Raw genomic sequence first — 15,242 nt, forward strand, 5'->3', positions numbered from 1 at the left:
CCGGGGCCTGCCGCGCCCGGACCGCGCACACGCACAGCTTCACGACGCCTACGGGGGCATCTTCGCCATGACAACCACGGACAACGACAAACTCGTCGAGTACCTCAAGCGCCTCACCGTCGACCTCCACCAGTCCCGTCAGCGGGTCCGCGAGCTGGAGGCCGGCGCCAACGACCCGATCGTGATCGTCGGTATGGGCTGCCGCTTCCCGGGCGGGGTGGACTCGCCCGAGGGCCTGTGGCAGGTCGTCGCCGAGCAGCGCGACGTGATCTCCGGGCTGCCGACGGACCGGGGCTGGGACCTGGACGCGCTCTACCACCCGGACCCGGACCACTCCGGTACGTCCTACGTGCGCGACGGCGGGTTCCTGAGCGGGGCCGCGGAGTTCGATCCGGCGTTCTTCGGGATCGCCCCGCGTGAGGCGCTGGCGATGGACCCGCAGCAGCGCCTGCTCCTGGAGGTGTCGTGGGAGGCCCTGGAGCGGGCGGGGATCGCGCCCGGCACGCTCCACGGCAGCGACACGGGGGTGTTCCTGGGTGCGATCGCCCAGGAGTACGGTCCGCGGTTGGGTGAGGCGGCGGCGGGTGCGGCCGGATTCGGACTGACCGGCACCACATCGAGTGTCGCCTCCGGCCGCGTCGCCTACACCCTCGGCCTCCAAGGCCCCGCCCTCACCGTCGACACCGCCTGCTCCTCCTCACTCGTCGCCCTCCACCTCGCCGTCCAAGCCCTCCGCTCCGGCGAATGCACCCTCGCCCTCGCCGGCGGCGTCACCATCATGTCCACCCCCGGCATCTTCATCGAGTTCTCCCGCCAACGCGGCCTCGCCACCGACGGACGCTGCAAATCCTTCTCCGCGGACGCCGACGGCACGGCGTGGGCGGAGGGTGTCGGCGTCCTCGTCGTCGAACGACTCTCCGACGCCCGTCGACTCGGACACGACGTCCTCGCCGTCGTCGCCGGGACCGCCGTCAACCAGGACGGCGCCTCCAACGGACTCACCGCCCCCAGCGGCCCCGCCCAAGAACGCGTCATCCGCGCCGCAGCAACCGACGCCGGCATCACCCTCACCGACGTCGACGCCGTCGAAGCCCACGGCACCGGAACCGTCCTCGGCGACCCCATCGAAGCCCAAGCACTCCTCGCCACCTACGGCAGCACCCGCGCAGACGGCCGACCCCTCATGCTCGGCTCCCTCAAATCCAACCTCGGCCACGCCCAAGCCGCCGCAGGCGTCGGCGGCGTCATCAAAATGGTCATGGCCCTCCAACACGGCCAACTCCCCGCCACCCTCAACGTCAGCAAGCCCAGCGAACTCGTCGACTGGGAAACCGGCGGCGTCGAGGTCCTCACCGAACCCCGACCCTGGCCCACCACCCAAGACAAGGTCCGCCGCGCCGGCGTCTCCTCCTTCGGCATCAGCGGCACCAACGCCCACGTCATCCTCGCCGAAGCCCCCACCACCCAACCGGCAGCCGAGGAGGCGACCGAGCGTCCCGAGGGCGGGCTGGACGGGCTGGAGGGCTCGACCCTGCCGTGGACGTTGTCGGCGCGCTCGGGTGAGGCGCTGGCCGAGGCCGCGGGCCGGCTGGCCGCGTACGTCCGGGCACGGCCCGGGCTCAGCCCGGCCGATGTGGCGTTCTCGCTGGCCGCCAAGCGGTCCGCCTTCGAGTCCCGGGCCGTGATCCCCGGAGCCGAGGGCAGGGACGGGCTCCTCGCCGGTCTCGACGCGCTCGCCTCGCGCGAGGTCGACGGCGAGAACGGCGTGTCCGCGTCGCGAGCCGTGTTCGTGTTCCCCGGGCAGGGATCGCAGTGGGCCGGCATGGCGGTCGGACTCCTCGACACCTCACCCGTCTTCGCCCAGGCCATCGCCGACTGCGAGACCGCCCTCGCACCCTACGTCGACTGGTCCCTCACCGACGTCCTCCGCGACCACCCCGACGCCCCCGGCCTCGACCGGGTCGACGTCGTCCAACCCGCCTCCTGGGCCATGATGATCGCCCTCGCCGCCCTCTGGCGCTCCTGCGGCACCGACCCCACCGCCGTCATCGGCCACTCCCAGGGCGAGATCGCCGCCGCCGTCGTCGCCGGCGCCCTCACCCTCGACGACGGCGCCCGCGTCATCGCCCTCCGCTCCCAAGCCCTCACCGCCCTCTCCGGAGGCGGCGGCATGGCCTGGCTGGGCGTCCCCGAGGCCCAGGCCGAGGACATCCTCACCGCCTGGCAGGGACAGCTCTCCGTCGCCGCCGTCAACGGCCCCTCCTCCACCGTCGTCGCCGGCCGGCCGGAAGCCCTCGACGAACTCCTCGCGCGCTGCGAATCCGACGGGACCTGGGCCCGCCGCATCCCCGTCGACTACGCCTCCCACTCGCCCCACGTCGACGAGATCCGGGACGTCCTCGCCGACGAACTCAAGGGCGTCGCCCCGCGATCGGGCTCCGTGGCCTTCCACTCCACCGTGACCGGCGGTGTCCTCGACACCGCCGGACTCGACGCCGCCTACTGGTTCCGCAACCTGCGCAGCAAGGTCCGCCTCGCCGAGGTCGTCGCCCGAATGGCCGCTCCCGACGTCGTCTTCATCGAGGTCAGCGCCCACCCCGTCCTCGTCTCCGGCATCACCGAGACCCTCGGCGACGCCGGAGCCGCCGTCGGCACGCTCCACCGCAACGCCGGCGGTCTCGAACGGTTCGTCCACTCGGCCGCCGAGGCGTGGACCCACGGCGCCGCCGTCGACTGGCCCTCGCTCCTGCGGCCCTACCGGGCCCGGACCGTCGCGCTCCCCCCGTACCCCTTCCAGCACCAGCGCTACTGGCTCCAGCCCGAACCGGCCGCGACGGACGCCCGCGGGCTCGGTCTGAACCCGGCCGGGCACCCGCTGCTCGGCGCGGTGGTCGAGCTCGTCGAGGAGGACCGGCTGGTGTACACGGGGCGGCTCGGCCTCGACACCCAGCCGTGGCTCGCCGACCACGCCGTGCACGGCACGGTGCTGCTGCCCGGCACCGCCTTCCTGGAACTCTCGATGGCCGTAGGCTCCCGCATGGGATGGCGGCGGCTCTCCGAACTGACCCTGCAGACACCCCTGGTGCTGGCGGCCGACGAGGCCGTGCAGCTCCGGGTGACCGTCGAGCCGCCGAACGCGGACGGGCAGCGGGAGCTGGCCGTGCACTCCCGGGCGCAGGACGCGGACCCCGGGATCCCCTGGACGCGGCACGCCGCGGCCCTGCTCGACACCGACGACGAGGCGACGGGGTTCGAACTCACCGAGTGGCCGCCTCCCGGCGCCCGCGAGATCGACGTCGAGACCCGCTACGACACCCTGGCGGAGGCGGGCTACGACTACGGGCCCGCCTTCCAGGGCCTGCGCGCCGCCTGGCGCGCCGGTCGCGACGTCTTCGCCGAGGTGGCCCTGCCGGCCGAGCTCGACGCCGCGTCCTTCGGGGTCCACCCGGCCCTGCTCGACGCGGCCCTGCACGCCGTCGGCCTGCTGCGCGAGGACGGCGGCACGGTCCTGCCCTTCTCCTGGTCCGGCGTCACCCGGTTCGCCGAGGGCGCGGACGCGCTGCGGGTGTGGCTCGCCCCCCGGGGCGAGGAAGGGGTGAGTCTGCGCGTCACCGACGGCGCGGGCCGCCCGGTGCTCTCCGCGGAGTCGGTCACGATGCGGCCGTTCACCGCCGATCCGGCCGCAGGACACGGCGCCGACGCGCTGTTCCGCCTGGAGTGGCAGCCGGTGACGGCCGCGGCGACGCCCGTCGACGCCCGCCTGGTCACCGCGCTGGCCGAGGTACCGGATCCCGTTCCGCAGATCGTCGCCGTACGATGTCCGGGCTCGCCGCAGGACTCCGACAGCACGGGGGCCGGCCTCGCCGGTGCCGCGCACCGCGCGGCGGGCTGGGCACTCGACCTGGTGCAGGGCTGGCTGGCCGACGCCCGCTTCGCGGGCTCCCGGCTGCTGGTGCTGACCGAGGGCGCCGCCGGCCCCGACGTCACGCACCCCGCGCAGGCCACCGTATGGGGGCTGGTCCGGACGGCCCAGTCCGAACACCCCGACCGCTTCGCGCTGCTGGACACCGACCCGGAGTCCGCGTACGACGCGGCCGACGTGCCCGGCGCGGTCCTCGCCGAGCCGCAGCTCGCGCTGCGGGCCGGCACGCTCCTCGCCCCGCGACTCGTCCGTCACGCCCCCGCCGCCCCGGTCGCCGTCCCGCTCGACCCGGACGGCTCCGTGCTCGTCACCGGCGGAACCGGCGTCCTCGGCGCCTCGGTCGCCCGCCATCTGGTCGCCGAGCACGGTGCCCGCCGCCTCCTCCTGGTCAGCCGCCGCGGCGCCGACGCACCGGGCGCCGCGGAACTGGCCGCCGAACTGACCGCCGCGGGCGCCGAGGTCACCCTCGCCGCCTGCGACACCGCCGACCGGGAGGCGCTCGCCCGGCTGCTCGACGGCGTGCGGCTCACCGCCGTCGTCCACACCGCCGGCCTGCTCGACGACGGGGTGGTGGAGTCGCTGACCCCGGACCGGCTCGCCGCCGTGCTGCGTCCCAAGGTGGACGCCGCGGCGCTCCTCGACGAACTCACCGCGGAGCAGGACCTCGCCGCGTTCGTCCTCTTCTCCTCGGTGGCGGGCGTCCTCGGGAATCCGGGCCAGGCCAACTACGCCGCCGGCAACGTCTTCCTCGACGCCCTCGCCGCGCGCCGCCGGGCCGCCGGGCTCCCCGCGACCTCGCTCGCCTGGGGCCTGTGGGCCGAACGCACGGGACTCACCGGCCATCTGGACGAGAGCACCCTCTCGACCCGCGGCATCGCCCCGCTCTCCACCGAGCAGGGCCTCGCCCTCCTCGACCGGGCGCTCGGCGACGGTTCGGCGATGCTCGTGCCGGCCCGGCTGGACCCGGCTGCCCTCCGGTCCGACGCCCTCGACGGCACCCTCTCCCCGGTGCTGCGCGCGCTGGTACGGGTCCCCCGGCGGCGCTCCGGCGAGTCCGGTCTGCGCCGGAAGCTCGGCCGGCTGTCCGAGGAGGAGGGCCGCCGTCTGCTGCTCGACCTCGTCGGCGCCCAGCTCGCCGCGGTCGTCGGCCGCGACTCGGCGGACGGGATAGACCCCCACCTGCCGTTCAAGAGCTTCGGGGTCGACTCGCTGCTCGCCGTCCAGCTGCGGAACCGCCTCAACTCGGCGACGGGACTGCGCCTTCCGGCCACCCTCGTCTTCGACCACCCGACGCCGTCCGCCGTCGTCGACTTCACGCTGGCCCTCGCGCGGGAGCGTGCGGAGAGCGCCGCCCCGGAGCCCGTACCGGCGGCCGCCCCGCGGACCGATGACGATCCGATCGTGATCGTCGGGATGGGCTGCCGCTTCCCGGGCGGGGTGGACTCGCCGGAGGGCCTGTGGCAGGTCGTCGCCGAGCAGCGTGACGTCGTCTCGGACTTCCCGACGGACCGGGGTTGGGACCTCGACGCGCTCTATCACCCGGACCCGGACCACGCGGGCACCTCGTACGTGCGGCAGGGCGGATTCCTGCATGACGCGGGCGAGTTCGACCCGGCGTTCTTCGGCATCTCGCCGCGCGAGGCGCTGGCGATGGACCCGCAGCAGCGTCTGCTCCTGGAGGTGTCGTGGGAGGCCCTGGAGCGGGCGGGGATCGAGCCGGGCACGCTGCACGGCAGCGACACCGGTGTGTTCGCCGGGGTGATGTACCACGACTACGGCGGTGGCGGCCGGCTTCCCGAGGAGGCCGAGGGGCACTTCCTGACCGGTACGGCCGGCAGTGTCGCCTCGGGGCGGGTGGCCTACACCCTGGGTCTCCAGGGTCAGGCCCTGACGGTGGACACCGCGTGCTCGTCGTCGCTCGTCGCCCTGCACCTGGCGGTGCGTGCCCTGCGGTCCGGTGAGTGCTCCCTCGCCCTCGCCGGCGGGGCCGCGGTGATGTCCACGCCGCACACGTTCATCGAGTTCTCGCGTCAGCGGGGCCTCGCGGCCGACGGACGCTGCAAGTCGTTCTCCGCGGACGCCGACGGCACGGCGTGGGCGGAGGGTGTCGGCGTCCTCGTCGTCGAACGACTCTCCGACGCGCGTCGGCTGGGGCATGACGTCCTCGCCGTCGTCGCCGGGACCGCCGTCAACCAGGACGGCGCCTCCAACGGACTCACCGCCCCCAGCGGCCCCGCACAGGAACGCGTCATCCGCGCCGCGGCAACCGACGCCGGCATCACCCTCACCGACGTCGACGCCGTCGAAGCCCACGGCACCGGAACCGTCCTCGGCGACCCCATCGAAGCCCAAGCACTCCTCGCCACCTACGGCAGCCAGCGCGACACCAGCCACCCCCTCATGCTCGGCTCCCTCAAATCCAACCTCGGCCACGCCCAAGCCGCCGCAGGCGTCGGCGGCGTCATCAAAATGGTCATGGCCCTCCGAAACGGCGAAGTGCCGGCCTCGCTCCACGTCGGCAAGCCCAGCGAACTCGTCGACTGGGAGTCCGGCGGCGTCGAGGTCCTCACCGAACCCCGCCCCTGGCCCACCACCGAGGGCAGGGTCCGCCGCGCCGGCGTCTCCTCCTTCGGCATCAGCGGCACCAACGCCCACGTCATCCTCGCCGAAGCCCCCACCACCCAACCGGCCGCCGAGGAGGCGACCGAGCGTCCCGAGGGCGGCCTGCCGTGGGTCCTGTCGGCGCGCTCCGCCGACGCGCTATCGGAGACCGCGGGCCGTCTCGCGGCGTTCGTACGCGCCCGGCCCGGGATCCGGCCCGCCGATGTGGCGTTCTCCCTGGCCACGCGGCGCTCCGCCTTCGAGTCCCGCGCCGTCGTCCCGGGAGCCGAGGGCCTCGACGGCCTCCTCGCCGGGCTCGACGCACTGGCCTCCGGCGAGGCCGAGCCGGTCACGGCGGCCGTCACCGGTGCGAAGCCGGGCCGGACTCCGGGTGGTCCCGTGGTGTTCGTGTTCCCCGGGCAGGGATCGCAGTGGGCCGGAATGGCGGTCGGACTCCTCGACACCTCACCCGTCTTCGCCCAGGCCATCGCCGACTGCGAGACCGCCCTCGCACCCTACGTCGACTGGTCCCTCACCGACGTCCTCCGCGACCACCCCGACGCCCCCGGCCTCGACCGGGTCGACGTCGTCCAACCCGCCTCCTGGGCCATGATGATCGCCCTCGCCGCCCTCTGGCGCTCCTGCGGCACCGACCCCACCGCCGTCATCGGCCACTCCCAGGGCGAGATCGCCGCCGCCGTCGTCGCCGGCGCCCTCACCCTCGACGACGGCGCCCGCGTCATCGCCCTCCGCTCCCAAGCCCTCACCGCCCTCTCCGGAGACGGCGGCATGGCCTGGCTCAACCTCGCCGAGGACGAGACCCGGCACCTCCTCACCGACCGGCCGGACCTCACCGTCGCCGCCGTGAACGGCCCCCACTCCACCGTCGTCGCCGGACGCACCAGGGCCCTCGACGAACTCCTCGCGCGCTGCGAATCCGACGGGACCTGGGCCCGCCGCATCCCCGTCGACTACGCCTCCCACTCGCCCCACGTCGACCAGATCCAGGGCACCCTGACCGCCCGGCTCCAGGACATCACCCCCCGCCCCGCCGCCGTCGCCTTCCACTCGACGGTGACCGCGGGCGCGCTCGACACCACCCGGCTCACCGCCGACTACTGGTTCCAGAACCTCCGCAGCACCGTCCGCCTCTCCGAGACGGTGAACGGGCTCACCACACCCGGCACCCTCTTCATCGAGGTCAGCCCGCACCCCGTCCTCACCTCGGGAATCGCCGACACCCTCGCCGAGGGCCGCACCGGCACGGGCACCGCCCTCGGCACCCTCCACCGCAACGACGGCACCCACCAGCGCTTCCTCCACGCCGCCGCCGAAGCATGGACCCACGGCGCCTCCGTCGACTGGCACGCGCTCCTCCACCCGTACCGCACCCACCCGACGCCGCTCCCCCCGTATCCCTTCCAGCACCAGCACTTCTGGCTCCGGCCGGAAGCCCCCTCGGTGCGCACCGCCGCTACCGGGCCGGCGGTGAACGCCGCCGCGGGGAGCCTGCTGGGCACGCGGCTGCCGTCGTCGCCGCTCGCCGAGGCGCAGTTCGCCCCGGCACTCGACCCGTCGGCGCATCCCTGCCTGGCCGAGTTCGTGGTCGGCGGCCGTCCGGTGGTCAGTGCCGGCGTGCTCGTCGAGTCGCTGATCGAGGCGGTCACCGAGCTCGCCGGACCGGGCCCGGTGTCGGTCGAGGACCTGGAGCTCCCGGCCGATCTGGCGCTCGCGCCGGCCGGTGCGGGGCGCGCGGCTCAACTCGTCGTGAACGGGACCCGGTTCGACTACCACGCACAGGACGCGTCCGGCGCCTGGCAGCTGTACGCGCGGGCCGCGGCCCGCTCGGGTGCCGCCCCCGCGCCGGCGGTGGCGCTCGCCGCCGGCGGGTCGGGGCGCGAGCTGACCGGTGAGGAGCTGTACCGGCTGCTGTGGCAGCGCGGCCTGTACCTGGGGTCGGCCGTGCGCTGGGTGGAGCGGATCACGCTCGGCCGGGGCGAGGCCACCGCCGGGATCCGTCCCGCATCGCCCGCCGAGACGGAGCCGTACGTACTTCACCCCGGGCTCGTCGACGCGATGTTCCAGACCGCCCTGGCCTGCTTCCCGGCGGACGGCCCGGCCCTCGTGCCGGCCGGCCTCGAACGGTTCGTCCACTACGACCGCGGCGGGCACCAGGACGGGCTCCGGTGTCACGCCGAACTGTTCGACGGCGGTACGCGGGCGCGCATCCGGCTCGTCGCCGCGAACGGCCGGCTGGTGGCCGAGGCCGACGGCGTCCGGTTCGTCGCCGCGCCGGCCCGTTCGGAGACGGCGGCCGAGCCGGCCCCGGCCGCGGCGGTGCGGCAGGCGCCCGCCGCCGTGCGGGCACCAGCCCCGGAGCCCGCGGCGCCGCCGCGTGCCGAGACCGTCACCGCTCCGGCGCCGGTCGGCACCCCGGTGCCGGAGGCCGCGGGGTCGCCCGACGCGGTGCGGGCCCTGGTGGTCCGTACCGTCGCCCGGGCCCTCGGGACGACGGCGGCCCGGCTCGACGCCCGGCAGTCGCTGCAGGCGCTCGGCCTGGACTCGCTGATCGCGATGAAGATCAGGACCGCGCTGAACAAGGAGTTCGAGGTCCTGCTGCCGATGTCGGCGTTCCTCGACGGCCGCAGCACCGACGACATCGCCGGTGACGTCCTCACCGCCCTCGGCGCCGACGCCGGGGTCCGGGAGGACACGGAGGAAGAGGCGGGGCGTCCCGTCGGACCGGACGCCCCCGCTGACGAGGACGCCGAGCGGTACCGGCCGTTCGGCCTGACGGACCTCCAGCAGGCGTACCTCGTGGGTCGCGGCGACGCCTTCGAACTGGGCAACACCTCAACCTACTTCCAGATCGAGATCGACCTGGAGAACGTGGACCTGGACCGGCTCGGCGCGTCCTTCCGGGCGATGATCGAGCGGCACGACATGCTGCGGGCGGTCTTCACCGCCGAAGGCGAGCAGCGCATCCGGCGCACGGTCCCCGGCTATGTGATCCGCGAGACCGACGCCTCCGCGCTGGAGCCGGCCGAGCGGGAGGCCGAACTGGTCGCGGTCCACGAGGAGATGCGGCACCAGGTCTTCGACACCGCGAGCTGGCCGCTGTTCGACGTGCGGGTGACCCGGATCGACGAGCGGGTGATCCGGCTGCACGCCGGCTTCGACGCGCTGATCATCGACGGGTTCAGCACGTCGATCCTGTTCAAGGAGTGGGCCGCGCACTACCGCGGTGAGACGCTGCCCGAACTGCGTCTGCGCTACCGGGACTACGTGCGGGAGGCCCGGGCGCTGGAGAGCGGCCCCGAGTACGACCGGGCCCTCGCCTACTGGCGGGACCGGCTCGACACGCTGCCGCCGGCTCCGCAGCTCCCGCTGGCCGTGAGTCCGTCGAGCCTGGAGCGGCCGGTGTTCACCCACCGCGGCGCGACGCTGGAGCGGGCGGACTGGGACCGGTTCAAGCAGCACGCGGCCGCGGCCGGGGTCAGCCCCTCGGCGGCCCTGTGCACCGCGTACGCGCAGGTCGTCGCGGAGTGGAGTGCCACGCCGGACTTCTGCCTGAACCTGCTCTACTTCAACCGGCTGCCGCTGCACCCGCAGGTCGGCGACGTCGTCGGGCAGTTCTCGACGACCCTGATGCTGGAGATCCGCGACTCGGCGACCGACGCGTTCGCCACCCGGGCCGCGGACGTCCAGCGCCGGCTGTGGAGCGACATGGAGCACAGCCAGGTCAGCGGTGTGCAGGTGCTCCGGGAGCTGAACCGGGCCCGCGGCGCGTCGGTGCGGGCCGCCGCACCGGTCGTCTTCACCAGCCTGGTGAACATGGAGGGACAGCAGGACGGCGAGCGCGGCGGGGTCGTGCGGCACCTCGCCGGGATCGGTGAGAACGGCCGGCAGGTGAGCAGCTCGGTCCGCACCCCCCAGGTGTGGCTCGACCACCAGGCGGTCGAGGAGGCCGGTGAGCTGCTGCTGAACTGGGACGTGATCGAGGAGCTGTTCCCGGCGGGCTGCGTCGACGCGATGTTCGCGGCGTACCAGCGGATGCTGCGCGAGCTGTCCCGCGATCCGGCGGCCTGGCGGCGCCCCCGGCCGGCCCTCGCTCCGGTCGCCGACCTGGAGGTACGGGCCGAGGCCAACGCCACCGACGGGCCGGTGCCCGGCGGGCTGCTGCACGACGCGGTGCTCGCCCGGGCGGCGGAGACGCCCGACGCGCCCGCGGTCGTCACGGGCTCGCTGACCCTGACGTACGGGGACCTGGAGCGCAGGTCCGCCGAGGTGGGACGGCGGCTGCGGGACCGGGGGGCCGGCCCCGGCGACCTGGTGGCGATCGTCATGGACAAGGGCTGGGAGCAGGTCGTGGCCGCCCTCGGCATCCTGCGGGCCGGTGCGGCGTACGTGCCGATCGACGCCCGGGTGCCCGCGGAGCGGCTGCACGTGCTGCTCGACAGCGCCGGGATCGCGCAGGTGGTGACCCAGCCGTGGGTGGACGAGGTCGCGGACTGGCCGCGGGACGTGGCCAGGACGGTGGTGCGGGTCGACGAGCCCGGTGCGGCGGCCGGCGGCGGTGGGGCGGACCCGCTGGGGCCGTCCGGCGCCGCGCCCACGGACCTCGCCTATGTGATCTTCACGTCGGGATCCACGGGTCTGCCCAAGGGCGTGATGATCGAGCACGGCGCGGCCCTGAACACGATCGTCGACGTCAACGAGCGCTATCGGGTCACCGCGGCGGACCGCGCCCTCGGACTGTCCGCGATGCATTTCGACCTGTCTGTCTACGACGTCTTCGGCCTGCTGTCGGCGGGCGGCGCCCTCGTCCTGCCGGAGCCGTCCGCGCACCGCGAGCCCGCGCGGTGGGCGGAGCTCGTCACCGAGCACGGGGTGACGATCTGGAACAGCGTGCCCGCGCTCATGGAGATGTTCACCGAGCACGCCCTGGCGAACCGGCTCTCCGGGCTGCCGCTGCGGCTGGTCATGATGAGCGGGGACTGGATCCCGGTGACGCTGCCGGGCCGGATCCGGCTGCTCCTGGAGGACGCCGAGCTGTGGAGCCTGGGTGGCGCCACCGAGGCATCGATCTGGTCGATCCTGCACCCGATCGGGGAGGTCTCCGAGGACTGCGTGAGCATCCCCTACGGCAAAGCCATGCGGAACCAGCGCTTCCATGTGCTGGACGCCGCCCTGCGCCCCTGCCCGGTGTGGGTCCCCGGCGACCTCTACATCGCCGGGGTCGGCCTGGCCCGCGGCTACCTGAACGACGAGGCGAAGACCGCCGCCGCGTTCCTGCACCACCCGGTCACCGGTGAGCGGCTCTACCGCACCGGCGACCTGGGGCGCTTCCTGCCGGACGGCGCCATCGAGTTCCTCGGCCGGCAGGACTCCCAGGTCAAGATCCAGGGCTACCGGATCGAACTGGGCGAGGTGGAGGCCGCTCTGACCCAGTGCGAGGGCGTGCGGGCGGCCGCGGTGGTCGCGGCGGGCGAGCAGCACGGTCCCAAGCGGCTGATCGCGTACGTCGTCCTCGACGAGGGGCGGGACGACTCCGAGCAGCGGATCACCGACGCGTTGCGCAAGGTGGTCCCGCAGCACCTGGTGCCGCAGCGGATCCTGGTCCTGGACGAGCTGCCGCTGAGCGACAACGGGAAGGTGAACCGGGCGGCGCTGCCCGCGCCCGACGAGGTCGCCGTCGAGGGCGCCGGCTTCGTCGCCCCCCGCGACGAGGTGGAGCGCCGGCTCGCCGAGATCTGGGCGGAGTTCTTCGGGGTGGCCGAGATAGGGGTGACCGCGAGCTTCTTCGACCTCGGCGGGGACTCGCTGCTCGCGGTGCGGCTGATGGCCAGGATCGCCCGCGGTCTGGGCCGCAGCCTGCCGCTGTCCAGCCTGTTCGCCCGGCCCACGATCGAGCTGCTCGCGCAGGCGGTCCGGGAGGCCGGCAGCGGCGAGGAGGGCCGGCGGGCGCTCGTCCCGGTGCGGACCACGGGCCGGCGGACTCCGCTGGTCTTCGTCCACCCGGTCGGCGGTGACGTGCTGTGCTACGCGGAGCTGGCCGAACTCCTGGGCCACGACCAGCCGTTCTACGCGCTGCAGCTCCCGGACCGGGAACTGCCGAGCGTCGAGGAGATGGCCGCCCACTACGTCGCGGCCGTCCGTGAGGCGCTTCCCGAGGGCCCGTACCGGCTCGGCGGCTGGTCCATGGGCGGGGTGATCGCCCTGGAGATGGCGGCCCAGCTCACCGCGGCGGGTGCCGAGGTCGAGCTGCTCGCCGTGGTCGACCTGATGGAGCGGCCCGGGCCGGCCGAGGGCGCGCCGGTCTCCGACGAGGTGCTGCTGTCCTGGTTCGCCCGGGACCTGGCGGGTCTGGCCGGGGTGGCGTGGGAGCTGCCGGCGGAGGCGTTCGACGGACGTCCGCCGGTGGAGGTGCTGCACGCGGAGGCGCGTGCGGCGGGGGCGCTGTCGGAGGACATCGACCTCGACACGCTGAGCTCCATCGTGGGCCGGTTCCAGAGCAACTACCGGGCCCTGCTGCGGTACGCGCCCAGCGGCTTCGCCGGACGGGTGCTGTCGCTGCGGGCGGCGGACGGCGGTGCGTCCGTCGAGACGGCGTCCCGCTGGATGGCGTACTTCCCCGGTGACGCCGCCCTCGTCGACGTGCCCGGCGACCACTACACGGTGATGCGCGGGGAGCGGTTGCGCGTCCTCGCGGACGAGCTGCGCCGGGCCCTCGACGCCCACTGAACCGACCCTGCCGGGCCGCCCGCGCGGCGGCCCGGCCGACCAGCCCCGGACCGGTCCTCGGGTTCCACGGACCGGTTCCACGACGTGAGGACGATCGGTATGCGAAGTGATCAGGCCGCCCCGATACGGCGGCGGAGCGGCGGCGATCCCGCCAGGGGCGCCGGAGCGGGCCGATGAGGGCGCTGCCGGCCTCCGTGCCGGTCGCCGTCGTCGGCGCGGGCCAGTCCGGGCTCGCCGTCGGGTACCACCTGCGGCGGGCCGGGGTGGAGTGCGTGCTGCTGGACGCGGGTGGCGAGATCGGCGAGACGTGGGAGAGGCGCTGGGACTCGCTGACGCTGTTCACGTCGGCGCAGTTCTCCGGGCTGCCGGGCCTGCCCTTCCCGGGCGAGGGCCGCCACTACCCCGGCAAGGACGAGGTGGTGGCGTACCTGCGGGACTACGCCGAACGGTTCGACCTGCCGGTGCTGCCTGACCACCGGGTGCTGTCGGTGCGGCGGGACGGGGACGGCTTCCTGCTGCGGACGACGCGGGGCGTGTGCCGGGCCGGTCGGGTGGTGATCGCGACCGGGGCGTTCGGCGTCCCGCGCGTCCCGGAGTTCGCCGGGGCGCTGGGCGCGGACGTGTCCGCGCTGCACACGAGCGAGTACCGGAGCCCCGCGCAGCTGGCGCCGGGGACGGTGGTGGTCGTCGGTGACGGCAACTCCGGCCGGCAGATCGCCGCGGAGCTGTCCGGGACCCACGAGGTGGTGCTCAGCTGCGGCGGGGCGGTCTCCCCGCCGCTGCCGCAGACGGTCGTGGGCCGGGACATGTTCTGGTGGATGAGCGTGCTCGGGGTGATGCGGCTGCCGGTGAGCATGCAGGCGCCCGACCCGGTGGTCGGCGACCGGGTGCCCGGGCTCGTCGCGGCGGGATCGATCCGTACGGTCGGGCGGATCACCGCGGCCGACGGCGCCGAGCTGCTGACCGCGGACGGCGAGCGCGTCAAGCCGTCGACGGTGATCTGGGCGACCGGCTTCCGCACCGACTGGAGCTGGCTCGACCCGGACATGCTCGACGACGAGGGGCAGCCGCGGCACACCGAGGGCGTGGGTGCGGTCCCCGGCAGCTACTACCTGGGGCTGTACCGGATGCGCACCCGCGGTTCGGCGCTGATCGGCTTCGTCGGCCGGGACGCCGAGCACATCGCGGGGGCGATCACCGCCGGCGCCCGCGGCGAGGACGCCACGACCACTCCGCCCACGACCGAAGGCCTGCCCTCATGACCCGTGCCACCTCCACCGAACTCGACGTGCTGGGCGCGCTGCTGGCCTTCGACTTCATCGGGTTCGCCCAGAAGTCGGCCGCGCTCGATCCCGCCGGTCCCGCGTACGGCCGGGCCGTCGGCGTCGCCTTCGGGACGGCGGCCCGGCGGCGCTTCCCGCACGGTGCGGAGCCCCGGGAGATCAACGGGTACGTCGCCGAGGTCCTCGGCTCGCTGGACGCGGGGGCGGAGGACTTCGACCCGGCGTTCCTGGAGGCGCTGCTGGCCGCCGGCCTCGACGGGGACGAGGAGCCCGCCGGCGGGCTCCCGGACCCCGAGGCGGCCCTCCAGGCCAGGCTGGTGCTGACGCTCCGGCTGGTACGGGAGCTCGGTCTCGACGCCGACGGGCAGCGGGAGCTGCTGGCGGAGACGGCGGACCGGCTGGGGGCCTGAGGCCGACGGGCCGGGGGGCGACGTCCCGCGGGCGCGGTTCCGGTGCCGGGCCCTCCGGGGCGCCGCCCCGCCGCTCACCGCCCGGGAGCCGCCCCGCCGTTCACCGCCTCGACACCCTCGACTCCCCCGGAGTCCCGCTCCGTCGACCTCGCCGCCCGGCGCCAACGACACGCAGGCCGGCGGGCGTTCCTCCCAGCGGGGGTCGGGCCGTCAGAAGGACGGAGCCGGCCCCGAGGCGGGACCGGCTCCGACGGCGTGCCCCGGGGCGACCCGCCGGCGCAC

At 74.7% G+C, this 15,242-nt stretch carries 3 protein-coding genes; all 3 read left to right on the forward strand.

Annotated features, from left to right (window positions below; genetic code table 11):
* Positions 1-58: 58 nt before the first annotated feature.
* Complete coding sequence (locus tag ACF09E_RS11315) at positions 59-13,267, forward strand: amino acid adenylation domain-containing protein (RefSeq protein ID WP_392205024.1); 13,209 nt, start codon at positions 59-61, stop codon at positions 13,265-13,267.
* Between the two features lie 173 nt (positions 13,268-13,440).
* Positions 13,441-14,529, forward strand: coding sequence for a flavin-containing monooxygenase (locus ACF09E_RS11320; RefSeq protein WP_392204913.1), 1,089 nt, complete (start codon positions 13,441-13,443; stop codon positions 14,527-14,529).
* Positions 14,526-14,960 (forward strand): hypothetical protein, encoded by a 435-nt coding sequence (locus tag ACF09E_RS11325; protein ID WP_392204914.1) that lies wholly within the window; start codon positions 14,526-14,528, stop codon positions 14,958-14,960. The genes ACF09E_RS11320 and ACF09E_RS11325 overlap by 4 nt, the downstream gene beginning before the upstream one ends.
* Positions 14,961-15,242: the final 282 nt, after the last annotated feature.

The sequence above is a fragment of the Streptomyces sp. NPDC014891 genome (assembly GCF_043081085.1).
GTDB lineage: Bacteria > Actinomycetota > Actinomycetes > Streptomycetales > Streptomycetaceae > Streptomyces.

Coding starts and splice junctions, on each gene's coding strand:
- ACF09E_RS11320 (WP_392204913.1), top strand. CDS start 13,441: ATGAGGGCGCTGCCGGCCTCCGTGCCGGTCGCCGTCGTCGGCGCGGGC.
- ACF09E_RS11325 (WP_392204914.1), top strand. CDS start 14,526: ATGACCCGTGCCACCTCCACCGAACTCGACGTGCTGGGCGCGCTGCTG.